Here is a 21,394-nt window from a genome sequence, read left to right on the forward strand (position 1 = left end):
TGCCGAAACCATCGGCCCCGGTGGAGGTTCATGCCTCCCCGGGGCTTTTGCTTTCCGGCGGTTCCGGCTATCCTGCCGCGCAGATGCGGGCGTAGTTCAGAGGTAGAACGTCAGCTTCCCAAGCTGAATGTCGTGGGTTCGATTCCCATCGCCCGCTCCATCCCCCTTAGCGCCACAGCGCGGCCAGCGCCGTCACCCCCACCACCGCCAGGCTGGCCCACAGCACCAGCCAGGCCGGGGCCTGCCATTCCGGGTCTGTCACGCGCGCGCCTGGGCCAATGCCGGCGCCAGGGCCGGCAGCAGCACCCCCGCCAGCGCCGCCACGGCGCCCACCACCACCAGCGCGGGTCCAGGCAGCCCGGCGCGCCGCACCGCCAGCGTGCAGCCGCCCAGCGTGCTGTGCAGCACCACCTGCTCGGGCATGGAGGCCGCGGCGATCACCGCCACCGGCGTTTCCAGCGCCAGCCCGCCCTCGATCAGCTTCACGCTCAGTTCATCCAGCTTCGACATGGCCATGAAGGCCGCGATGCTGCCGCCGGTCCGCGCCAGCGCGCCCCAATCCAGCCCGGGCAGCGCGCCCGTCTCGTCATGCGCGGTCACGAAGGTGACGGCGCTGGCCAGCCCGCGCTGGGTCAGCGGAATCCCCGCCGCCGCCGGCGCCGCCAAGCCCGCCGAGACCCCCGGCACCACCCGCCAGGTGATGCCCGCCTCGGCACAGGCCGCCGCTTCCTCTCCACCGCGGCCGAAGATGAACGGGTCGCCGCCCTTCAGCCGCACCACGCGCAGCCCGGCGCGCGCGCCCGCCACCAGCCGGGCATTGATGCGCGGCTGCGGCACCGGGGCCGCACCCTTGCGCTTGCCCACCGCCACGATCTCCGCCCCCGGGCGGACATGGCGCAGCACCGCACGGCCCGACAGCGCGTCATGCAACACCAGGTCAGCCTGGTTCAGCGCCTGCACCGCACGCAAGGTCAGCAACGCCGGGTCGCCAGGCCCGGCACCCACCAGCCAGACCTCGCCCGGGGGGAAATGCGCGCCAGCAAGGGCTGATGGATATTGAACGGACATGAAGCGTATTATGGGGATGGTCGCGCCGTATGGCCAGAGGGCGTGCCGAGAGGGCTCCGCCCCCTCGGGCTCCCCCGCCAGGAGCCGAAAGGCCCCTGGACCCCAGGAGTTTGGAGTGGGTCTTGGAAAGGTGTTTCTTTTTGAAATTTATAATGAAAATGGCGCCTGACCTACCAAGGTCAGCGCCAAACGGTTGGGGTGCAGGGGCCTTTCGGCTCCTGCCGGGGGTCCCCAAAGGGAGGATGATGGCGGCGCCCCTTGGCCTGCGGAGCCACCACGCCCCAAAAATGTGAAATTACCGCCCCAGCTGTTCCACCATGGCGTCTTCCACAGCCGGCCCCGCGTCATAGGCTTCCAGCGCCTGGTCCCGGAACATCGTGTATCCGTCCCCGCCTTTGCGGCTGAAGTCGTTGGTCGCGATCAGATAGGCCCGTTCCATCTCCAGCGGCCGCCAGCGCTCGCCCTCGCGCACTTCCACATCCTGGGCGCGCTGGCCGATCGGTGCCTCCGCCACCAGCCGGTAGCGCAGGCCCGACAGTTGCGGGAAGCGCCCATCCGCGTCCGGCAGGCGCGAGAGGCCGGATTCCAGCGCGTCCTTCACCACATGCCCGCGCAGCACCATGCGGGCGACGGTGTTCTGGAAGGGCAGCATGGTCAGCACGTCGCCCCAGGTGACGGTGCCGCCCGGCAGCCCCGCGCGCATGCCGCCGCCGTTCATCCAGCCGATCTCGGCGCGCGGCACGGCGCGGCGGATGGCCTCGGCGGTCAGTTCGCCCAGTTCGCAGGCTTCCAGCCGGCAGCGGGCCAGGGGCAGTTCGCGCGGCAGGGTGGCGACGGGGCGGTGGCGCCATTCCTCCAGCGGGGCCGCGAGTTCGGCCACCAGGGCGGCCACCTGCGGGTCCTGCGGGATGTCGGCGGTCAGTTCGCGCATCACGCCGCGCGTGGCGGCCACGCGGCCGTCCGGCGCCACGTCCAGGTCCAGCCGGCCCAGATAGCGGCCGTGGCAGCCCGCCTGCACGATGCGCGCGCCGGATTGCTCGACGGGGTAGGGGCCCTCGGCGCCCGGCAGGCCGTTGGCCAGCAGGGTGTGGCTGTGCCCGCCTATGATCACGTCGATGCCCTGCACATCCTCGGCCAGGCGGCGGTCGGCGGTCAGGCCCAGATGGCTGAGGGCGACGACCACGCAGGGCCCCTGGCGCCGGGCCTCGAACACCGCGCGGTCCATGGTTTCCGCCGGGTCGTTGAAGCGCAGGTTCGGCCCGGGTGAGGACAGCCCCGGGGTTTCCGGCGTGGCGAGGCCGACCACCACCACCCGCAGCCCGTCCAGCGTGGCGACGATGCCGGAGCGCAGCTTGCCCGCCAAAGCGGGTTCGGTGCTGGCATCCAGGTTGGCGGCCAGCACGGGGTGGGCCACGCGGTCCACATAGCGGGCCAGGTTTTCCGGGCCATTGTCGAATTCATGGTTGCCCGTGGTCATGGCGGCGGGGCGCAGCAGGGCCTGCACGCGGGCCTCGGCCTCTCCGCGGTAGCGGGTGTAGAACAGGCTGCCCATGAACTGGTCGCCGGCGTCGAGCAGGATGGGCGCGCGGCCCTCGGCGGCCGCGGCCTCCCGCCCCTGGCGGATGGCGGTGGCCAGGCGGGCGGCGCCGCCATAGCAGGGCCGGCCCTCCACGCAGGCGGTGCTGCTGGCGCTGATGGGCTCATGCCGGCTGTGGAAATCGTTCATGTGCAGCAGGCTGATGCGGTGGGCCGCCTGGGCCTGGGCCGGCTGCAGAACGGGGGCCGCCAGCAGCGCCAGGGACTGCCGGCGAGAGACGGAAAACAGGGTGCGACGCGAAACCATGCACCCATCAAGCGCGAGGCGCGGTGCTCACGCAAGTCTTGTGTAACTCTGTGTGAATCCTGTCTTGCCTGCCCTTATCGCGCCGCAATCCTCGGCGCATAACCGACACTCCCGAATACCGGAGACGGTTCGCGATGCAGGTCTATTTGCCCATCGCCGAGATGAGCGTGAATGCCTTTCTGCTGATCGGCATTGGCTTTGGCGTGGGCTGGCTGTCGGGCCTGTTCGGGGTGGGGGGCGGGTTTCTGCTCACACCTTCGCTGTTGCTGCTGGGGGTGCCGGCGCCGGTCGCGGTGGCATCCGGCGCCAACCAGGTGCTGGGGGCCTCCGTCTCGGGGCTGATCGCGCAGTGGCGGCGCGGCAATGTGGATTGGGCGATGGGCGTCGTGCTGGTGGTGGGCGGCCTGATCGGCAGCGCCATCGGCACCCAGTTCTTCGCCTGGCTGCGCAGCCTGGGCCTGGTCGATGCGGTCGTCGCCATCTTCTACATCGTGGTGCTGGGCAGCCTGGGCAGCCTGATGGTGATGGAAAGCGTGCGCGCCATCCTGCGCCGCCGCGCCGCCGTGCCGCGCCGGCTGCACCAGCATTTCTGGATGCACGGGCTGCCGCTGAAGGTGCGGTTCCGCAAGTCGCGCCTGTTCATCTCCGTCATCCCGCCGGCGGTGGTGGGGGTGCTGATCGGCCTGCTCTCGGCCGTGATGGGTGTGGGCGGCGGCTTCATGCTGGTGCCGGCCATGATCTATCTGATCGGCATGCCGACCTCGGTCGTCATCGGCACCTCGCTGTTCCAGATCGTGTGCGTCACGGCCGGTGTCACGGTGCTGGCGGCGGTGCAGATGGGCTCGGTCGATATCGTGCTGACGCTGCTGCTGCTGGTCGGCGGCGTGGTGGGCGCGCAGTTCGGCGCGGCGCTGGGTGGGCGGCTGCGGGGTGAGGAAACCCGCTTCCTGCTCGGCGCGCTGGTGCTGGGGGTGGCGGCACTGCTGGGATGGGGGCTGATCCAGGCGCCGGAGCGCCTGTTCAGCCTGACTTTTGACTGATGCGGCGGCTTCTCCTCCTGCTCGGGCTGCTGGTGGTGGGTGCCGGGCCGCTGGGCGCGCAGACCACCCTGACGCAGCCGCCCTCTGGCCAGCCCCGCATCGCTGTGCCGCTGGAGCCGCCGCTGGCCCCGGCCCGGCCCGCCGCGGCGCCCGAATCGCCGCTGATCGCCCATCTCAGCCAGCAATCGGCCGAGATCTCCACCACCTTCGCCGGTTCCTCCATCTTCGTGTTCGGTTCCTCCGCCGTGCCGCTGGGGCTGGATGGCGCGGATGTGGTGGTGGTGGTGCGCGGCCCGACCGATGCCGTGACGGTGCGCCGCAAGGTCCGCATCCTGGGCATGTGGTTCAACGGCCCCTCCAGCCGGTTCGAGAATGTGCCCGGCTTCTACGGCGTGGCCGGCACCATGCCCGCCTGGCACGTGCTGCCGGAGGAGTTGCGCCGCCAATACGGCATCGGGCTGGACGCGCTGGAGTTCCAGCGCAGCGGCGCCAGCAGCGGCAATTTCCGCCAGGCGCTGGAGGATCTGCGCCGCGAACAGCAATTGTGGCTGGAGGACAGCGCCCCCGTGCGCGTCGAGGCCGGCCGCTTATTTTATGTCCGCCTGCCGCTGCCCGCCACCGTGCCCGCCGGCGACTACGCGGTGGAGGTGATGCTGGTGCGCAACCGCCAGGTGATCGCGCACCAGGAACTGCCCTTTGTCGTGGAGCGCGTGGGCACGGCGGCGACCATCGCGGATGTTTCGCGGGGGCAACCCTTGCTCTACGGTGTGCTGTGCGTGCTGCTGGCGGGGTTCGCCGGCTGGCTCGGCAGCGTGCTGTTCCGGAGAGGTTGAGTGCCCGAAGAAGAGGCCCGCAGGAATCGCGTCTTCCTGGTGGTGGTGGATGACAGCCCCGAACGCGCGGTGGCCCTGCAATACGCGTGCCTGCGCGTGAAGCATTCCGGCGGGCGCGTGGCGCTGCTGCGGGTGCTGGAACCGGCGGGGCAGACGGAATGGGCCGGCATCGGCGCCCTGCTGGCCGAGGAACGCCGCGCCGAGGCCGAACAACTGATGGGCGGCCTGGCCGCCCAGGTGAACGAAATCACGGGCGGGGTGCCGATCATCCTGATCCGCGAAGGCGACCCACGGGAGGAATTGCTGAAACTGCTGGCCGAAGACCCGCGCGTGTCCATCCTGGTGCTGGCGGCGGCAGGCGGGGGCAGCGGGCCCGGGCCGCTGATCTCGGCCCTGGTGGGGCGGCACGCGCACCGGCTGAAAGTGCCGATGACCATCGTGCCGCCGAGCCTGACACAGGAAGATTTGCAGCGGGTGACGTGAAGGCTGGGGAAGGCGCCGCCTTCCCCAGACCCCATCCGCTGGGGAGATAAGATCTCCCCAGGCCCCTGCGAGGAGTTTCGGGTCTACGCTCATCTTATATAATTGATATTATTATGTAAATTTATCGGAAACACGCTCTCAGGACAGGTACTGCCCCCAAACTGATGGAAAGTAATGGGGGAGCTTGAGGGGGAAAGTCATTTCCCCCTCAACGGGAGTTTGAGGGCAGCGCCCTCAACCTTCCACCAACCCCTCCAGCAGCCTCGCCCCAAACCCTGTCGGCGCGCCTTTCGCGGCCAGCGGCGTATCTTCCTCCGCCGTTTCCACCCCGGCGATATCCAGGTGCGCCCAGGCTGTCTCCCCCACGAATTCCTTCAGGAAGGCCGCGGCGTGGCACGCATCCGGCAGCAGCCTGCCGGCCGGGGCGCATTGCAGGATGTCGGCGATATCGCTGTTCAGGTCCTCGCGGTGGGCGGTGCCGATGGGCATGGGCCACAGATATTCGCCCACCACCTCGCCCATCGTCATCAGCGCGTCGCGCAGGGTGGGGTTGTTGCCGAACAGGCCGGCGCGATGGTGGCCCAGCGCGGTCACGATGCTGCCGGTCAGGGTGGCGATATCCACCACGGCGCGCGGGGCGTGCCGGGTGATGGCGTGGTGCAGCGCGTCGGCCAGGGCCAGGCGGCCCTCGGCGTCGGTATCCATCACCTGGATGCTGCGGCCGGAGGCACTGATCAGCACATCCCCGGGGCGATAGGCATCGGCGCCGATGGCGTTCTCGGCCACCGCCAGCACGGCCACGGCGGCACCCGCCGCACCGCGCAGCGCCAGCGCCAGCATGGCCCCGGCGCAGGCGGCGGCCCCGGCCATGTCGGCGCGCATCGCCTCCATCCCCAGGGCGGGCTTGATGGAGATGCCGCCATTGTCGAAGCACAGCCCCTTGCCGACGAAGGCGATGGGCTGGCCCGCGCCCTTCCATTCCAGCGTGACCAGATAGGGGCCGGTGGGCGCGGCCCGCCCCACGGCCGAGAGCGCGCCATAGCCGCGCCGCTCCAGCTCCTGCGGGCCGAGCACCGAGACGGTCAGCCCTTCCTCGGCCAGGGCCTTCATCCTCTCGACGAAGTTGGCGGGCGTCAGCCGGTTGGCGGGTTCGGCCACCAGGGCGCGGGCGAACAGATTGCCCGCCACGGCGGCGGCGGCGCGGGGCCACAGGCGGCGCGCTTCCTCCGGCGCGCGGCACAGCACCAGCAGAGCGGGTTTCAAGCAGGTCGGCGCGCCCTTGGGCATGCGCCAGGCGCGCAACGCCGCCCCGGTGGCGATGGCGACGGCCGCATCGGTCGGCCATTCCCGGGCGTCGATTTCCAAGCCCCGGCTGGGTTCGGCCAGCGCGGCCCAGGCGCGCGCGCCGTCCGCCTCGTCGCCCAGGCTGGGGTCCAGCGCGATGGTCTGGCCCTGGGCGTCGAAGCCGTTCTCCAGCCCGATCGCGGCCCGGGCGGAGAAATGCTCCGTCACGGCCGCGAAGCGCACCGTGACGGGCAGGAAGGTGTCAGCCCTCGTAATGGTCGGCCACCAGTCGGTCGAGCAGCCGCACGCCGAAGGCCGTGGCACCCTTGGGCACGGTCGCCGTGTCCTTGCTGGACCAGGCGGTGCCCGCGATGTCCAGGTGCACCCAGGGGCGGCCCTGCACGAAGCGCTGGATGAACTGTGCCGCCGTGATCGACCCGCCCGGCCGGCCGCCGACATTCTTCATGTCCGCGATGTCGGATTTCAGGCCCTTGTCGTAGGCCTCGCCCAGCGGCATCCGCCAGCAGGCCTCGCCGGTGGTGGTGCCCGCTTCCAGCACCTGCGCGGCCAGCGCGTCGTCATTGCTGAACAGGCCCGCGTGCTCGTGGCCGAGCGCGATGATGATGGCGCCCGTCAGCGTGGCCAGATCGACCATCCATTTCGGATCGTACTGCGTGATCGCGTAGTGGATGACATCGGCCAGCACCAGCCGGCCCTCGGCGTCGGTGTTGATCACCTCGATGGTCTGGCCGGAGGCGCTGGTCACCACATCGCCCGGGCGCTGCGCGTTGCCGCTGGGCATGTTCTCCACCAGCCCCACCAGCCCCACCACATCGGCCTTGGCCTTGCGGCCGGCGAGTGCCGCCATCAGCCCGATCACGGTGCCGGCGCCGCCCATGTCCCACTTCATGTCCTCCATGCCGCCGGCGGGCTTGATGGAGATGCCGCCGGTGTCGAAGGTCACGCCCTTGCCGATGAAGCAGATCGGCTTGTCGCCCTTCTTCGGGGTCACGCCCTTCCAGCGCATGGCCACCAGGCGGGCTTCCTGCGCGCTGCCCTGGGCCACGCCCAGCAGCGCGCCCATGCCCAGCTTCTTCATCTCCTTCGGGCCAAGGATCTGCACCTGCACGCCCAGGGCCTCCAGCGCCTTGCAGCGCTCGGCCATCTCGGCCGGGTACAGCACGTTGGGCGGTTCGGAGACGAGGTCGCGCGTCAGGAACACGCCCTCGGCCACGGCCTTGAAGGGGGCGAAGGCGTTCTTGGCGGTGGTGGGGTTGGCCGCGGCCAGGGAGAGCTTGGCGAGCTTCGGCTTGTCCTCCGCCTTCTCGGTGGTGCGGTATTTGTCGAAGCGATAGCTGCGCAGCAGCGCGCCCATCGCCACCCGCACGGCCACCGGGGCGTCCAGCGCGTCGGTGGCGACCAGGGCGGCGGTCTCGCCGCTGATGGCGGGCCAGGCGCTGCCGCCGGCGGCCTCGGCGCCCTCGGGCGTCAATTTGTCCAGCGGGCCGAGGCCGATGGCCACCAGCTTGGTCAGGCCGGGGGCCGGGGCCCAGATGGTCGCGCTCTGGCCCTTGCGGCCCTTGAAGCCCGCTGCATCCAGCGCGCGGGCTATGGCGCCGTCCGCGGCCTCATCCAGGGTTTTCAGCAGGCCCGCGGGCTCCGCGCCCTCGGCCAGCAGCGCAACGATGGCGCCGGCCTTGGGCAGGGCAGGCTTGACGAAGGAGATTTCGAGCATCGGTGCGTCCATGCGGTTGCCGTTACACGCAAGAATAGGCGGGTTTGCGCCGCTGCCTACCCTTGCGCGGCCCGCGGCTTCGGAGCAACGAAAAGGGATGGAGAACGCCCCTGATCTGCTGGAACTGGCTGGGACCCTCGCGCGCGCCGCGGGGCACGCCATCATGGGCGTGCGCGCCCAGGGCTTCACGGTGGACCACAAGCCCGATGCCAGCCCCGTGACCGTGGCCGATACCCTGGCCGAGGCCCTGATCACCGAGGGGCTGGTCCCCACCGGCATCCCCGTGGTGGCGGAGGAAGCGGTGGCGGGCGGCGATTGCCCCGAACCCGCGCCGCTGTTCTGGCTCGTCGATCCGCTGGACGGCACCAAGGAATTCGCCAAGGGCCGCGACGAATTCTGCGTCTGCATCGGGCTGGTGCGCGGCGATGCCCCGGTGCTGGGCGTGCTGTACCTGCCTGTGACGCGGGAATTGTTCGGCGGCATCGTGGCCAGCCGCACCGCCTGGAAGGAGGTGGACGGCACCCGCCGCCCCATCCAGGCCCGCACCCCCCCGCCCGAGGGCCTGCACGTGCTGGACAGCCGCAGCCACGCGAAGCCGGAGGCGCTGGCGAAGATGCTGGCGGGCATGACGGTGGCGGAAAGCCGGCCCATGGGCTCGGCCATGAAATTCGCCCGCGTGGCGGAAGGCGCGGCGGACCTTGCCCCCCGCCCCGGCCCCACCATGGAATGGGACACCGCGGCGGGCCAGGCGGTGCTGGAGGCCGCGGGCGGCCGGGTGACGATGCTGGACGGCGCGCCCCTGCGCTATGGCAAGCCGGGCTATCTGAATTCCGGCTTCATCGGCTGGGGCCGCGCCCCGGCATGACGGTGCTGACGCGGGATATCGAGGAAGCGGCCCGGCTGCTGCGCGCGGGCCAGCTGGTCGCCTTCCCGACCGAGACCGTCTATGGCCTGGGCGGGGATGCCACCGACGACCACGCCGTGGCCGGGATTTTCGAGGCCAAGGGCCGCCCGCATTTCAACCCGCTGATCTGCCATTACCCGGATGCCGAGGCGGCCTTCGCCCATGTGCTGGCCGATGACCGGGCCCGCGCCCTGGCCGCGCAATTCTGGCCCGGCCCGCTGACCATGGTGCTGCGCCGCCACCCGAAATGCCCGGTGGCGCTGCTGGCGGGGGCGGGGCTGGATACGCTGGCGGTGCGCGTGCCCGCCCACCCCGTGGCGCAGGCGCTGCTGCGCGCGGTGGGCCGGCCGGTGGCCGCACCCTCGGCCAACCGCTCCGGCCGCATCAGCCCGACGAGTGCCGCGCATGTGATGGCCGAGCTCTCCGGCCGGATCGCGGCGGTGCTGGAGGGCGGCGATTGCGAGGTGGGGGTGGAAAGCAGCGTGCTGGACCTTTCCAGCGGCGGCGCCGTGCTGCTGCGCCATGGCGGCGTGACGCGGGAGGCGATCGAGGCCGTGATCGGCCGCGTCGGCACCGCCCTGCCCATCACCGCCGCCCCCGCGCCCACGCTGCGCAGCCCGGGGCTGCTGCTCTCCCACTACGCGCCCGGGCTGCCGGTGCGGCTGAACGCCACGGATGTGTCCCCGGATGAGGCGCTGCTGGCCTTCGGCTCGCCGCTGCCGGGGGCGCGCCTGACCTGGAACCTGTCGGAGGGGCAGGACCTGCGGCAGGCCGCCGCCCGGCTGTTCGCCGGGCTGCGCTGGCTGGATGAGGAAGGCACGCGGCTGGGCTGCGTGCGGATCGCCGTGCAGCCCCTGCCCGAGGCCGGGCTGGGGGCCGCCATCAACGACCGGCTGACGCGCGCGGCGGCACCACGGGAATAAGAAAGAAGGGGCGTCCATGACGGAACGACATGTGCCGACAGTCCGGGAATTGTTCCTGGCCTTCCTGCAGATCGGCGGGCTGGCCTTCGGCGGCGCGGTCGCCTTCGCGCGCTCCGTGCTGGTGGACCAGCGCGGCTGGCTGACCGAGCGCGAATATGCCGAGCTGCTGGGGCTGGGCCAGGTGCTGCCGGGGCCGAATGTGGGCAATTTCTCGGTGATCTATGGCCGGCAATGCCGGGGGCTGGCGGGTTCGCTGGCGGCGCTGGGCGGCTTCATCCTGCTGCCGCTGTGCGTGGTGCTGGGGCTGGTGGCGCTGTGGGTGCAGTATGGCCAGAACCCGACCATGGACGCCTTCATGAAGGGGGTGGCCGCCGCCGCCGCCGGGCTCGCCATGGGCTCCGCCCTGAAATCCTTGACCAAGCTGAAACTGCCGCTGGAACAGCTGGCGGCGGTGGCCATCATCTGCGCCCTGGCCGCCTGGTGGCGGGTGCCGCTGGGCTGGATCATCCTGGTCTGCACGCCCATCACCCTGGCGATGGCGCTGTATCGCGGCTGGCAGAAGAGGAAAGCGGCATGAGCCCCTCGCCCTTCGAGATCCTGCTGCAATTCTCCCTGCTTTCCATCCTGGCGGTGGGCGGGGCCAATGCGCTGGCGCCCGAGATGCACCGCCTGCTGGTGGACAGCCTGCATTGGATGGACGACGCCACCTTCATCCAGCTCTATGCGCTGGCGCAGGCGGCGCCGGGGCCGAACATCCTGTCGGCCAGCGTGCTGGGCATGCATCTGGGCGGCTTCCCCGGCATGCTGGCGGCCACGGTGGGCATTCTGGGCCCGGCGGCGGTGATCGCCTTCATGGTCGGCGGTGCGATCGAGCGGCTGAAGAAGGCCTGGTGGATCAAGCCCGCCCAGGCCGGGCTGGTGCCGGTGGCGCTGGGCCTGATGATGGCCAGCGGCGCCATCCTGGGTGAGGCGGCCGCGAGCTTCTGGGCCGCGCCCATCATCACCGTGGCGATGGCGCTGTTCGTGTGGCTGACCAACCGCAACCCGCTGTGGATGCTGCTGGCCGGCGGTGTGGTGGGCGTGCTGGTGGCGGGGTAACCCGCCCGTTCACTCCGGCCGCCGCGCCGTCAGCATCCGGTAGCGCACGCTGCCGTCGCCCAGCAGGGTTTCCAGCGTCATGCCGCCCAGATCGGCCTCGCTGCGATAGCCGAGGCCGAACAGCCGTTTCCACCGCGCTTCCCGCGCGCGGGCGGCGATGCGGGGCGCCAGCTCGGCGGCGGGGCGGTTGAGCGTCAGCGGCGTCAGGTCGCGCTCCGGCCCCGGCACCAGCCCGGCGGCGGTGCAATGGGCCAGCCAGACGGCGCGGCTGGGCGCCACCGGCGCGCGCCAGCAGCGGCGGAAGGTGGCGACGCGGGCCGCGGCCTCCGGCGGCAACCCTTCCTCCGGCATGTCGTCCACGATCGTCAGCCAGCCGCCCGGGGCCAGCTGGGCCGCCAGCGCCGCGATGGTGGCCGCCGGGGTGGGGGAGTGGATCAGGCTCTCGATGCCGTAGATCCAGTCATAGGGGCCGGGCGGCGGCGCGTCGAAACTGCCGACATGCAGCCGCACGGCCTCCCCCAGCCCGCGCGCGGCGGCTTCCTGGTTGCCGCGCCGGACCTGGATGTCCGACAGCGTCACGCCGGTCCAGGCCCCGCCCAGCTTCGGCGCCAGCTCCAGCATGGTGGCGCCGTAGCCGCAGCCGGCATCCAGCACGCGGGGGGCGGCGGGCAGGGGGATGGCCCCGGCCATCAGCCGGTGCACCACGCCGGGGCTGGTCTCGCCGCCATCCGGGTCGCGCAGAGCGCGGTGCACGGGCTGGGCGGCGTTGCCGGTCTCCCCGCGCATCACGCGCATCCATTCCAGCTTGTCGAGCCAGCGGTAATACCGCGCGACGTCGCGGCGGTGGGCCTCGGCGGTCTCCATCAGGCGGGCCGGAAGCGGGCGACGGTCAGGATGTCGCGGGTCATGGCGTCCTCTATCATGGCGCGGCCGCGCGGGGTGCGGGGCAGGGCGATCACGCGGTCGAACCAGGGCCCGCCCATGGCGCGCCCCCGGAACAGGGTGGCCAGCGCCGCGGGCACCGCGCCCTGGCCCTGGCAGCAGGTGCAGGCGGCGGGGTGGGCGGCGCCCTCATCCGGGGTGAACAGCACCAGGGGGGTGCCGGCGGGCAGCCCCTCGGGCGGTTCGGCCTCGGCCAGCAGGGCATAGCCGCCGCCGGGCGGCAGGGCGGGGGTTTCCAGCAGCGTGACGGGCACGCGGGCGTCGATCTTCCAACTCATCGCATAGACATAAGGATATCTTTATGTGATAGAAGGGCTACCCTTCGCATTCCCAGCCTACCATGTGACTGGAACCCATGGACACCATCCTCACCCAGCTTCGCGCGGCGGCAGAGCCCACCCGGCTCCGCCTGCTCGCGCTCTGCGCCCGCGGCGCGCTGTGCGTGAGCGACCTGTGCGACGTGCTCGGCCAGTCCCAGCCGCGCCTGTCCCGCCACCTGAAGCTGCTGGTGGAGGCCGGGCTGCTGGAACGCATCCCCGAGGGCGCCAACGCCTATTTCCAGCTGCCGCGCGATTCCGCCCTGGTGCGCGACATCCTGGCCCGCCTGCCGGAAAACGACCCCCTGCTGGCGCAGGACCGCCGCCAGGCCGCCCGCATCGCGGCGGAGCGTGCGCGCGCCGCCAGCGACGCCTTCCTGCGCGACGGCGCCGATTGGGATGAGATGCGCGCGCTGGACCTGCCGGCGGCCGCGATGGAACAGGCCATGCTGGCCGCCCTGCCGGCCCATGTCGGCCGGGTGCTGGATATCGGCACCGGCACCGGCCGCCTGCTGGAACTGCTGGCCGAACGCGCCGACAGCGCGCTGGGCGTGGATGCGAGCCGCGAGATGCTGGCCCTGGCCCGCGCCCGGCTGGCCGAACGGGGCCTCGCGGCGCGCGCCACCGTGCGCCAGGCGGACATGTACCGCCTGCATTTCGCCGATGGCGCCTTCGACGTCGTGGCCATGCAGATGGTGCTGCACTACGCCGAGGACCCCGCCGCCGCGATCCGGGAGGCCGCCCGCGTGCTGGCCCCCGGGGGCCAGCTGCTGCTGGTGGACCTGGCCGAGCACGACCGCGCCGAGATCATCGCCCGCCACGCCCATCGCTGGCCGGGTTTTTCCGACCAGCAGCTCGATGCCTGGCTGCATGCCGGGGGTTGCGCCATGCGCCGGGTGGAGCGCATCCCGGGGCCGATGTTCGTCGGCCTCTGGCTGGCGGAGCGCCTTCCCGCCTCCACCACCGCCGAACCCGCTTTCGCTCTTTAATCCAGAAAGAACAACGCCATGTCCCGTCCGCATCTGCTCGAAGCGTTGAAGTCCCACGTCCTGCTCTGCGACGGCGGCACGGGCAGCATCGTGCAAGGCATGACGCTGGATATCGAGCGCGACTATTGGGGCAAGGAGAACTGCACGGATGTGCTCGTGCTCTCCCGCCCCGACATGGTGCGGGAGATCCATCGCGGCTACTACGCCGCCGGCGCCGACATGGTGCTGACCAACAGCTTCGGCGGCAGCCCCATTACCCTGGCCGAGTTCGATCTGGGCGACCGCGCCTTCGAGATGAACAAGCTCGCGGTGGAAATCGCGCGGGAGGCGGCGGAGGAATTCACCGATGGCCGCCACCGCTGGGTGGTGGGCGATATCGGCCCGGGCACCAAGCTGCCGAGCCTGGGCCACATCGACTACGACACGTTGGAAGCCGCGCTGACCGTGCAGTGCCGCGGCCTGATCGCGGGCGGCGCCGACGCGCTGCTGACCGAAACCAACCAGGACACGCTGTTCATCAAGGCCGCCGTCAACGCCGCCAAGATCGCGCTGCGCGAAGCGGGCAAGGACATCCCCATCTTCGTGCAGGCGACGGTCGAGACCACGGGCACGCTGCTGGTGGGCCCGGACATCGCCGCCGCCGCCACGGTGGCGCATGCGCTGGATGTGCCGCTGCTGGGCCTGAACTGCGCCACCGGCCCGCAGGAAATGGCCGAACACGTCCGCTTCCTGAGCCAGAACTGGCCCGGCCTGATCTCCGTGCAGCCCAATGCCGGCCTGCCGGAGCTGGTGGACGGCCAGACCTACTACCCGCTCGCCGCCGCCGACATGGCGGTGTGGATGGAACGCTTCGTGATGGAATACGGGGTGAACCTGATCGGCGGCTGCTGCGGCACCAACACCAACCATATCGGCGCGCTGGATGCGATGCTGCGCCGGCTGGGCGGTGCCAACCATCGCCCGGCGCCGGTCGTGCGGAAGTATCACTGGGTGCCGTCGGTGGCCTCGCTGTATGGCGCGACCTCGCTGCGGCAGGAAAACGCCTATTTCTCGATCGGCGAGCGCTGCAACGCCAATGGCTCCAAGGCGTGGCGCGAGCGCCAGGCGGCGCATGACTGGGACGGGTGCCTGGCCATCGGGCGTGAGCAGGTGGCCGAGGGCTCCAACAGCCTGGACATCTGCACGGCCTTCGTCGGGCGCGACGAGATGTCGGAGATGAACGAGGTGATCCGCCGCTTCACCGCCAGCGTGAACGCGCCGCTGGTGATCGACAGCACGGAAACCCCGGTGATCGAGGCCGCGCTGAAGCTGCATGGCGGCAAGCCCATCATCAACTCGATCAATTTCGAGGATGGCGAGGGCCATGCGATCGAGCGCCTGAAGCTGGCCAAGAAATTCGGCACCGCCGTGATCGCGCTGACGATCGACGAGGTGGGCATGGCCAAGACCGCCGAGGACAAGCTGCGCATCGCCACCCGCCTGGTGGAATTCGCCTGCGGCAAGTACGGCCTGCCGCAGTCCGACCTGATGATCGACCCGCTGACCTTCACCATCGCCACCGGCAATGAGGACGACCGCAAGCTGGGGCAATGGACGCTGGAAGGCATCCGCATGATCCGGGACAAGTTCCCGGACATCCAGATCATCCTGGGCCTGTCGAACATTTCCTTCGGCCTGAACCCGGCCGCGCGCCATGTGCTGAACAGCGTGTTCCTGGACCATGCGGTGAAGGCCGGCATGACCGGTGCCATCGTGCATGTGTCGAAGATCAAGCCCCTGCACCTGATCCCGCCCGAGGAGGTGAAGGTCATGGAGGACCTGATCTTCGACCGGCGCGAGGAAGGCTATGACCCGCTGCAGAAGCTGCTGGAGATGTTCGCCGGCCGCAAGGCCGCCGATGCCGTGGCCAAGGTGCGCGCCGAAACCCCCGAAGGCCGCCTGAAGGACCGCATCGTCGATGGCGACCGCAAGGGGCTGGAGGACGACCTGAACGAGGCCCTGGCCAAGGGCATGACCCCGCTGGCCATCATCAACGACGTGCTGCTGGACGGCATGAAGGTGGTGGGCGAGCTGTTCGGCGCGGGCAAGATGCAGCTGCCCTTCGTGCTGCAATCCGCCGAGACGATGAAATCCGCCGTCGCCTTCCTGGAGCCGCTGATGGAGCGCGTGGAAGGCCAGGAGAAGGGCATCATGGTGCTGGCCACGGTGAAGGGCGATGTGCACGACATCGGCAAGAACCTGGTCGATATCATCCTGACCAACAACGGCTACAAGGTGATCAACCTGGGCATCAAGGTGCCCCTGGCGGACATGGTGGCGGCCGCGCGCGAGCATAAGGCCCATGCCATCGGCATGTCCGGCCTGCTGGTGAAATCCACCGTCGTGATGCGCGAGAACCTGGAGGAGATGCAGCGCCAGGGCCTCGACATCCCCGTCATGCTGGGCGGCGCCGCGCTGACGCGCAACTACGTCGAGGATGACTGCGTCCGTGCCTATGGCGGCGAGGCGGGGAATGGCCGCGTGGCCTATGCCCGCGATGCCTTCGATGGCCTCACGCTGATGGACAAGGTGGTCGGCAACGGCTTCGACGACTACCTCTCGGCCATCCAGACTAAGCGCGTGGGCAAGTCCCGCAACGAGAAGCGCACGTTGGGCACGGCCGACCCGCGCGGCTTCCAGCCGGTGGACATCAACTACGCCCAGGGGCGCCGCAAGCGCATCATGGACGGGCTGGCGCCCGTCACGCCGCCCTTCTGGGGGGCGAAGGTGATGGAGGCGGCACCCCGCGCCCTGGTGCCCTTCATCAACGAGCGCAGCCTGTTCCAGTTCCAGTGGGGCTTCCGCAAGCAGGGCCGCAGCCTGGAGGATTTCCTGGGCTGGGCGAAGCAGGAGCTGCGCCCGGTGCTGCGCCGCATGCTGACGCTGACCGAGGAGCAGAACATCCTCAAGCCGCAGGCCATCTACGGCTATTGGAAATGCGCGGGGCAAGGCAACGACGTGGTGCTGTTCGAGGAGGACGGCGTGACCGAGGCCGTCCGCTTCACCATGCCGCGCCAGCCGAAGGAGGATGGCGAGTGCATCGCCGACTTCCTGCGCGACATCGAGGACCCGGTGCGGGACGTGATCGGGCTGCAGGTGGTCACTGTCGGCCAGAAGGCCAGCGACGTGGCGCGGGAGTGGTTCGAGGAGAACCGCTACCAGGATTACCTGTACCTGCACGGCCTGTCGGTGGAGATGGCCGAGGCGATGGCGGAATACGTGCACAAGCGCATCCGCGCCGAGCTGGGCTTCGCCGCCGAGGATGAGCCGGATATCGAGAAGATGCTGGCCCAGGGGTATCGGGGCGGGCGCTATTCCTTCGGCTATCCGGCCTGCCCGAAGCTGGAGGACCAGGAGCCGCTGCTGAAGCTGCTGAAGGCGGACCGCATCGGGGTTTCGATCAGCGACGAGTGGCAGCTGCACCCGGAGCAGTCCACCAGCGCCATCGTGCTGCATCACCCGAAGGCGAAGTACTTCACGGTGTGAGGGGATGCGAGAGGGCGCCGCCCTCTCGCGCTATGCTGGGATCAACCGCTCTCCTAGTCGAGACCCTATCATGAAAATGGCGCCTCACCGGCCAAGGTGAAGCGCCAATTCCTGGGTTCCAAGGGCCTTTCGGCCTTTGGCGGGGAGAGTTCGAGAGGGGCGGCGCCCCTCTCGTTCAGCCGCCCAACCGTTCCAGCACACCCTTTTCCATCACCAGCTTCTCACTGAGGCTGCGCTTGCGCTCGTGCATTTCCTCCAGCACTTCGGGCTTGGCGCGGGCCATGAAGTCGGCGTTGGCCAGCCGGGCCTCGGTGGAGGCGAGGTCCTTTTCCAGCTTCTCGATATCCTTGCGCTTGGCCTTGCTGGCGCCGGCGCGGTCGATGGGCGCGCCCACGTCGATCATGAAGATGTGGCCGCGGAAGGGCATCTGCGCGCAGTGCTCCGAATCTCCGACAGCAGGATCGCGGGTCCCATAAGGCTTGTCTTCTTGCAGCGCCACTTTGGCCAGCCGAGAAATGGCGCCGGCATTGCCTTCGACCAAGCTGGAGAGGGAGGGGCCGGGGTCTTCAAAGGCCCGAGCACCCCGCCAGATCGGCAGCGTCGCCCCCAGCCAGGCCTTGGCATTGGCCGGGTCCAGCTTGGCGAATTCGCCGCGCGTGGCGCGCACTTCCTCGATGAAGGCGATGGCCCAGTCGATGCCGCCGGCGTTCAGGTCCTCGGTCGAGAAGGCGGGCACTTCGGGCCAGGGGGCGGTCACCAGCCCCACGGCGTCGCCATAGCCCAGCTTCTCCCACAGCTCGGCCGTGATGTAGGGCATGACCGGGTGCAGCAGCTTCAGGATGGTGCCCAGCGCGTATTGCGCGGCGCCCTTCACCTGCGCCTGCTCGTCGGTCGCCTCGCCGCCCAGGGTGGGCTTGGCCAGCTCGATGAACCAGTCGCAGAAGGTGCCCCAGGTGAAGGCGTAGGCGCCGTTGGCGTAGTCGTCGAAGCGGAAGCCCTCGATGGCGGCGCTGGCGGCCAGCACGGCGGCATCGGTCTTCTCCAGGATCCAGCGGGCCAGCGGTGCCGTCGCGTCCTCCCGCTTCCAGGCGGGGTCGGGCGCGATGCCGTTCATTTCCAGGAAGCGCGCGGCGTTCCAGATCTTGGTGGCGAAGGCGCGGTAGCCTTCCATCCGCTGCTTCGCCAGCTTGATGTCGCGGCCGGGGCTGGCCAGCGCGCACAGGGTGAAGCGCACGGCGTCGGCGCCATAGGCGTCGATCAGCTCCAGGGGGTCCATCACGTTCCCCTTGGACTTCGACATCTTCTGGCCCTTCTCGTCGCGGACTAGGCCGTGGATGACGACGGTGGAGAAGGGAGCGACGCCGGTGCAGTACTCGCCCATCATCATCATCCGGGCGACCCAGAAGAAGATGATGTCGAAGCCCGTGACCAGCACATTGGTGGGGTAGTGCTTGGCGAGCGCCGGCGTCTGTTCCGGCCAGCCCAGCGTGCTGAACGGCCAGAGTGCCGAGCTGAACCAGGTATCGAGCACATCCGGGTCGCGCGTCAGCGCCACGCCGGGGCCGGCCAGGGCCTGGGCCTCGGCCTCATCGCGGGCGACATAGACCTGGCCATCCGGCGCGTACCAGGCCGGGATCTGGTGCCCCCACCACAGCTGGCGGGAGACGCACCAGGGCTGGATGTCGCGCATCCAGGCGAAGAAGGTATTTTCGAACAGCTTGGGCTCGAACTTCACCCGGCCGGTCTCGACGGCCTCGATCGGGCGCTGGGCCAGGGTGGCGGCATCGACATACCACTGCATGGTCAGGCGCGGCTCGATCGGCACGCCGGAGCGGTCGCCATGCGGCACCTGGTGGGTGTGGGGTTCGACCAGCACCAGGGCCTCGGTCGCCTCCAGCTCGGCCACGATGCGCTTGCGCGCCTCGAAGCGGTCGAGGCCCTCCAGGCTGTTGAGGAAGTCGCTGCCTCGCCCGATCTCGGCCAAGGTCACCCGGCCCTCGGCGTCCAGCATGGTGGGGCTGGCCAGGTTATGGCGCTTGCCCACCTCGAAATCGTTGAAGTCGTGCGCGGGGGTGATCTTCACCGCGCCCGTGCCCTTTTCCGGGTCGGAATAGGCATCGGCCACGATGGGGATGCGCCGGCCGGTGATGGGCAGGATGACGTGCTTGCCGACGAGCGCCGCGTAGCGCTCATCCTCCGGGTGCACGGCCACCGCTGTGTCGGCCAGCATGGTTTCCGGGCGGGTGGTGGCCACCACGATCTCGCCGCCGCCCTCGACCGGGTAGCGGATGTGCCACAGGCTGCCCTTCACCTCCCGGCTCTCGACCTCGAGGTCGGAGATCGCGGTCTGGAACACCGGGTCCCAGTTCACCAGGCGGGTGTCGCGATAGATCAGGCCATCGCGGTGCAGGCGCACGAACACCTCGATGACGGCCTTGGACAGGCCCTCATCCATCGTGAAGCGTTCGCGCGGCCAGTCCACGCTGGCGCCGAGGCGCCGCAGCTGGCGGGTGATGGTGCCGCCGCTCTCGGCCTTCCAGGCCCAGACGCGGCGCAGGAATTCCTCGCGGCCCAGTTCGCGGCGGCCGGGCTGCTGGGTCTGCGCCAGCTGGCGCTCCACCACCATCTGGGTCGCGATGCCGGCGTGGTCGGTGCCGGGCATCCACAGCGTGTCGTCGCCCTTCATGCGGTGGTAGCGCACCATCACGTCCTGCAACGTGTTGTTCAGCGCGTGGCCGATGTGCAGGCTGCCGGTGACGTTGGGCGGCGGGATGACGATGGTGAAGGGCGCGGCCTCCTCCCGCCCTGGCTGGCTGGCGTTGAAGCAGCCGGAGGCTTCCCAGCGCTCATACAGCGCGGTCTCGAAGCTGGCGGGGTCGAAGGTCTTGTCGAGCATGGGGCGTAACTTCCCCTTCGAGGGCGCGCGGTCAAGGGCGGGGGCGGGATGGCTGCCCTGAAACACCCCCTTTGCACCCGCCGCGCCTGCCTTAGGCTGGCCGCATGAAGCTCCTCATCACCCGGGCCGCGCTGGCCGAGGCCGGTTCCCTGCCCCCCGCCGTCGAGCCCATGCTGTACGACCCGGCGCACCCGCCCAGCGGTTTCGACGCGGCCTTCCTGTCGCGTGAGCTGTTCTCGGGCGGGTCCCGGGACGCCCCGCCGCCGGCCTGGCGCATCTTCGTGGAATCGCTGGTGGCGAATCCGGGGCTGCAATGGTTGCAGATCCATTCCGCCGGCGCCGACCGGCCCGTGTACCGGGAGCTGATGGCGCGGGGCGTGCGCGTCACGACCTCGGCCGGGGCGAATGCGGTGGCGGTGGCGCAATCGGCGGTGGCGATGCTGATGGGGCTGTCGCGCGGCCTGCCGGGCTGGGTCGAGGCCCAGGCCGCCCGCCGCTGGTCCCCCGCGAAATTGCCCTTTCCGCCTGACCTGGCGGGGCAGCGTGCCACGGTGGTGGGCATGGGCCCGGTGGGCCAGGAGATCGGCCGCCTGCTGGCCGCCGTGGGGCTGACGGTGCGCGGCCTGTCGCGCAGCGCGCGCGCGGTGCCGCCCGAGGGGTTCGTCAGTGCCGGGGTCTATGCCGATCTGGCGGGGTTGTTGCCGGAGACGGACTGGCTGGTGCTGGCCTGCCCGCTGGCGGAGGCCACGCGCGGCCTGCTGGGGGCCGGGCAGATCGCGGCGCTGCCGAAGGGGGCGGGGCTGGTCAATGTCTCACGCGGGGGCGTGGCGGATGAGGCGGCGGTGCGGGCCGCGCTGGAAAGCGGCCAGCTGATGGGCGCCTATGTGGACGTGTTCAGCCAGGAGCCGTTGCCGCCCGACAGCCCGTGGTGGAGCACGCCGAACACCATCATTTCCTCCCACGCCGCGGGGCCGGCGGCGGGGAACATGATGCGGGCGGCCAGGATCTTCCGGGACAATCTGGACAGGTTCCTGGCGGGCGGGGCGCTGGTGAATGAGGTGCGGTGAGGGGCACCCATGACCCTTCCGCGGCCGCCCGATGTCGCGGCACCCCTTGCCTTCTGCCGCGCACCCCGTTAACCCCCGAAGCCTGTCCGGCCCGCCCGGCGGTGCCCGGATTCCGGGCGGCGCCAGCACGGCCCGGCCGAAGGGTCAGTTTCAGCGCCCGGCATGCGGGGCCAGCCAGGAGATAGAGAGATGAGCGAAGTCGCCGACAAGGTGAAGAAGATCGTGGTGGAGCACCTCGGCGTCGAGGAGAGCAAGGTGACGGAAACCGCCTCCTTCATCGACGACCTGGGCGCCGACAGCCTCGACACGGTCGAGCTGGTGATGGCCTTCGAGGAGGCCTTCGGCGTGGAGATCCCCGACGACGCCGCCGAGAAGATCGGCACCGTCAAGGACGCGATCGACTTCATCGAAAAGCAGAAGGCCGCCTGAAGAGCGGCTGGCCGGGAG

18 protein-coding genes and 1 tRNA gene are annotated in these 21,394 nt (G+C 70.2%); 12 read left to right on the forward strand and 7 right to left on the reverse strand.

All coding sequences use genetic code 11. The annotated features are described in order from the left end of the window. The first annotated feature begins 85 nt into the window (after window positions 1–85). Window positions 86–160 (forward strand) — tRNA-Gly (locus tag GT007_RS03050). A gap of 98 nt (window positions 161–258) precedes the next feature. Here GT007_RS03050 and cobA read toward each other — a convergent pair. Both cobA and GT007_RS03060 read right to left on the reverse strand, forming a co-directional pair. Beyond that, a complete protein-coding gene (gene cobA, locus GT007_RS03055; protein ID WP_160120103.1) occupies window positions 259–1,068 on the reverse strand; it encodes a uroporphyrinogen-III C-methyltransferase in 810 nt (269 codons plus the stop codon). Window positions 1,069–1,363: 295 nt separating this feature from the next. Continuing rightward, complete coding sequence (locus GT007_RS03060) at window positions 1,364–2,911, reverse strand: bifunctional metallophosphatase/5'-nucleotidase (protein WP_160120104.1); 1,548 nt, start codon at window positions 2,909–2,911, stop codon at window positions 1,364–1,366. A 134-nt stretch (window positions 2,912–3,045) separates the two neighbouring features. Here GT007_RS03060 and GT007_RS03065 point away from each other — a divergent pair, with 134 nt between their 5' ends. From GT007_RS03065 to GT007_RS03075, 3 genes are read left to right on the forward strand one after another with little or no spacing between them, the layout of a single operon-like run. Then, complete coding sequence (locus GT007_RS03065) at window positions 3,046–3,951, forward strand: sulfite exporter TauE/SafE family protein (protein ID WP_160120105.1); 906 nt, start codon at window positions 3,046–3,048, stop codon at window positions 3,949–3,951. After that, complete coding sequence (locus tag GT007_RS03070) at window positions 3,951–4,784, forward strand: TIGR02186 family protein (protein ID WP_160120106.1); 834 nt, start codon at window positions 3,951–3,953, stop codon at window positions 4,782–4,784. The genes GT007_RS03065 and GT007_RS03070 overlap by 1 nt, the downstream gene beginning before the upstream one ends. Further along, window positions 4,785–5,267, forward strand: coding sequence for a universal stress protein (locus GT007_RS03075; RefSeq protein WP_160120107.1), 483 nt, complete (start codon window positions 4,785–4,787; stop codon window positions 5,265–5,267). A gap of 234 nt (window positions 5,268–5,501) precedes the next feature. Here GT007_RS03075 and GT007_RS03080 read toward each other — a convergent pair whose 3' ends face one another. Together GT007_RS03080 and GT007_RS03085 are read right to left on the reverse strand one after the other, a co-directional pair. Then, window positions 5,502–6,875, reverse strand: a complete 1,374-nt coding sequence (locus tag GT007_RS03080) for a leucyl aminopeptidase family protein (protein WP_160120108.1) — start codon at window positions 6,873–6,875, stop codon at window positions 5,502–5,504. Then, window positions 6,814–8,286 (reverse strand): leucyl aminopeptidase, encoded by a 1,473-nt coding sequence (locus GT007_RS03085; protein ID WP_160120476.1) that lies wholly within the window; start codon window positions 8,284–8,286, stop codon window positions 6,814–6,816. The genes GT007_RS03080 and GT007_RS03085 overlap by 62 nt, the downstream gene beginning before the upstream one ends. Before the next feature lie 97 nt (window positions 8,287–8,383). Here GT007_RS03085 and GT007_RS03090 point away from each other — a divergent pair, with 97 nt between their 5' ends. From GT007_RS03090 to GT007_RS03105, 4 genes are read left to right on the forward strand one after another with little or no spacing between them, the layout of a single operon-like run. Further along, the gene (locus GT007_RS03090) at window positions 8,384–9,151 is read left to right on the forward strand and encodes a 3'(2'),5'-bisphosphate nucleotidase CysQ family protein (protein ID WP_160120109.1); all 768 of its coding nucleotides are present in this window, start codon (window positions 8,384–8,386) and stop codon (window positions 9,149–9,151) included. Continuing rightward, a complete protein-coding gene (locus GT007_RS03095) occupies window positions 9,148–10,113 on the forward strand; it encodes an L-threonylcarbamoyladenylate synthase (protein ID WP_160120110.1) in 966 nt (321 codons plus the stop codon). Before GT007_RS03090 ends, GT007_RS03095 begins: the two co-directional genes overlap by 4 nt. A 16-nt stretch (window positions 10,114–10,129) precedes the next feature. After that, window positions 10,130–10,690, forward strand: coding sequence for a chromate transporter (locus tag GT007_RS03100; protein ID WP_160120111.1), 561 nt, complete (start codon window positions 10,130–10,132; stop codon window positions 10,688–10,690). Continuing rightward, the gene (locus GT007_RS03105; protein WP_160120112.1) at window positions 10,687–11,211 is read left to right on the forward strand and encodes a chromate transporter; all 525 of its coding nucleotides are present in this window, start codon (window positions 10,687–10,689) and stop codon (window positions 11,209–11,211) included. The genes GT007_RS03100 and GT007_RS03105 overlap by 4 nt, the downstream gene beginning before the upstream one ends. A gap of 9 nt (window positions 11,212–11,220) precedes the next feature. On the opposite strand, the gene GT007_RS03110 is transcribed toward GT007_RS03105, so the two are convergent. Together GT007_RS03110 and GT007_RS03115 are read right to left on the reverse strand one after the other, a co-directional pair. Further along, window positions 11,221–12,075: an SAM-dependent methyltransferase gene (locus GT007_RS03110; protein WP_160120113.1), complete on the reverse strand. Its 855-nt coding sequence runs from the start codon at window positions 12,073–12,075 to the stop codon at window positions 11,221–11,223. Then, entirely contained in the window at window positions 12,075–12,431 is a 357-nt protein-coding gene (locus tag GT007_RS03115) for a hypothetical protein (protein WP_160120114.1), read from the reverse strand. The genes GT007_RS03110 and GT007_RS03115 overlap by 1 nt, the downstream gene beginning before the upstream one ends. Window positions 12,432–12,508: 77 nt before the next feature. Between GT007_RS03115 and GT007_RS03120 the strand changes: the two genes are divergently transcribed. Together GT007_RS03120 and metH are read left to right on the forward strand one after the other, a co-directional pair. Next, window positions 12,509–13,459, forward strand: a complete 951-nt coding sequence (locus GT007_RS03120) for an ArsR/SmtB family transcription factor (RefSeq protein ID WP_160120115.1) — start codon at window positions 12,509–12,511, stop codon at window positions 13,457–13,459. Between the two features lie 18 nt (window positions 13,460–13,477). Continuing rightward, on the forward strand, window positions 13,478–16,984 hold the full coding sequence (metH, locus tag GT007_RS03125) for a methionine synthase (protein WP_160120116.1): 3,507 nt from the start codon (window positions 13,478–13,480) through the stop codon (window positions 16,982–16,984). A gap of 175 nt (window positions 16,985–17,159) precedes the next feature. Here the strand turns inward: metH and GT007_RS03130 are convergent, their stop codons facing one another. Beyond that, window positions 17,160–19,880 carry a valine--tRNA ligase gene (locus GT007_RS03130; protein WP_160120117.1) on the reverse strand — a complete coding sequence of 907 codons (2,721 nt, stop codon included), beginning with the start codon at window positions 19,878–19,880 and terminating at the stop codon, window positions 17,160–17,162. Between the two features lie 104 nt (window positions 19,881–19,984). Between GT007_RS03130 and GT007_RS03135 the strand changes: the two genes are divergently transcribed. Beyond that, window positions 19,985–20,947, forward strand: a complete 963-nt coding sequence (locus tag GT007_RS03135; RefSeq protein ID WP_160120118.1) for a D-2-hydroxyacid dehydrogenase — start codon at window positions 19,985–19,987, stop codon at window positions 20,945–20,947. A gap of 189 nt (window positions 20,948–21,136) precedes the next feature. Then, window positions 21,137–21,376 carry an acyl carrier protein gene (locus tag GT007_RS03140; RefSeq protein WP_160120119.1) on the forward strand — a complete coding sequence of 80 codons (240 nt, stop codon included), beginning with the start codon at window positions 21,137–21,139 and terminating at the stop codon, window positions 21,374–21,376. Window positions 21,377–21,394 lie beyond the last annotated feature (18 nt).

It is taken from the genome of Rhodovarius lipocyclicus (genome assembly GCF_009900765.1).
Taxonomy (GTDB): Bacteria; Pseudomonadota; Alphaproteobacteria; order Acetobacterales; family Acetobacteraceae; genus Rhodovarius; species Rhodovarius lipocyclicus.

Excerpts from the sequence above, each read along its gene's own strand:
- cobA (WP_160120103.1), bottom strand. The coding sequence starts at position 1,068 with ATGTCCGTTCAATATCCATCAGCCCTTGCTGGCGCGCATTTCCCCCCG.
- GT007_RS03060 (WP_160120104.1), bottom strand. The coding sequence starts at position 2,911 with ATGGTTTCGCGTCGCACCCTGTTTTCCGTCTCTCGCCGGCAGTCCCTG.
- GT007_RS03065 (WP_160120105.1), top strand. The coding sequence starts at position 3,046 with ATGCAGGTCTATTTGCCCATCGCCGAGATGAGCGTGAATGCCTTTCTG.
- GT007_RS03070 (WP_160120106.1), top strand. The coding sequence starts at position 3,951 with ATGCGGCGGCTTCTCCTCCTGCTCGGGCTGCTGGTGGTGGGTGCCGGG.
- GT007_RS03085 (WP_160120476.1), bottom strand. The coding sequence starts at position 8,286 with ATGCTCGAAATCTCCTTCGTCAAGCCTGCCCTGCCCAAGGCCGGCGCC.
- GT007_RS03090 (WP_160120109.1), top strand. The coding sequence starts at position 8,384 with ATGGAGAACGCCCCTGATCTGCTGGAACTGGCTGGGACCCTCGCGCGC.
- GT007_RS03095 (WP_160120110.1), top strand. The coding sequence starts at position 9,148 with ATGACGGTGCTGACGCGGGATATCGAGGAAGCGGCCCGGCTGCTGCGC.
- GT007_RS03100 (WP_160120111.1), top strand. The coding sequence starts at position 10,130 with ATGACGGAACGACATGTGCCGACAGTCCGGGAATTGTTCCTGGCCTTC.
- GT007_RS03105 (WP_160120112.1), top strand. The coding sequence starts at position 10,687 with ATGAGCCCCTCGCCCTTCGAGATCCTGCTGCAATTCTCCCTGCTTTCC.
- GT007_RS03110 (WP_160120113.1), bottom strand. The coding sequence starts at position 12,075 with ATGGAGACCGCCGAGGCCCACCGCCGCGACGTCGCGCGGTATTACCGC.
- GT007_RS03115 (WP_160120114.1), bottom strand. The coding sequence starts at position 12,431 with ATGAGTTGGAAGATCGACGCCCGCGTGCCCGTCACGCTGCTGGAAACC.
- GT007_RS03120 (WP_160120115.1), top strand. The coding sequence starts at position 12,509 with ATGGACACCATCCTCACCCAGCTTCGCGCGGCGGCAGAGCCCACCCGG.
- metH (WP_160120116.1), top strand. The coding sequence starts at position 13,478 with ATGTCCCGTCCGCATCTGCTCGAAGCGTTGAAGTCCCACGTCCTGCTC.
- GT007_RS03130 (WP_160120117.1), bottom strand. The coding sequence starts at position 19,880 with ATGCTCGACAAGACCTTCGACCCCGCCAGCTTCGAGACCGCGCTGTAT.
- GT007_RS03135 (WP_160120118.1), top strand. The coding sequence starts at position 19,985 with ATGAAGCTCCTCATCACCCGGGCCGCGCTGGCCGAGGCCGGTTCCCTG.
- GT007_RS03140 (WP_160120119.1), top strand. The coding sequence starts at position 21,137 with ATGAGCGAAGTCGCCGACAAGGTGAAGAAGATCGTGGTGGAGCACCTC.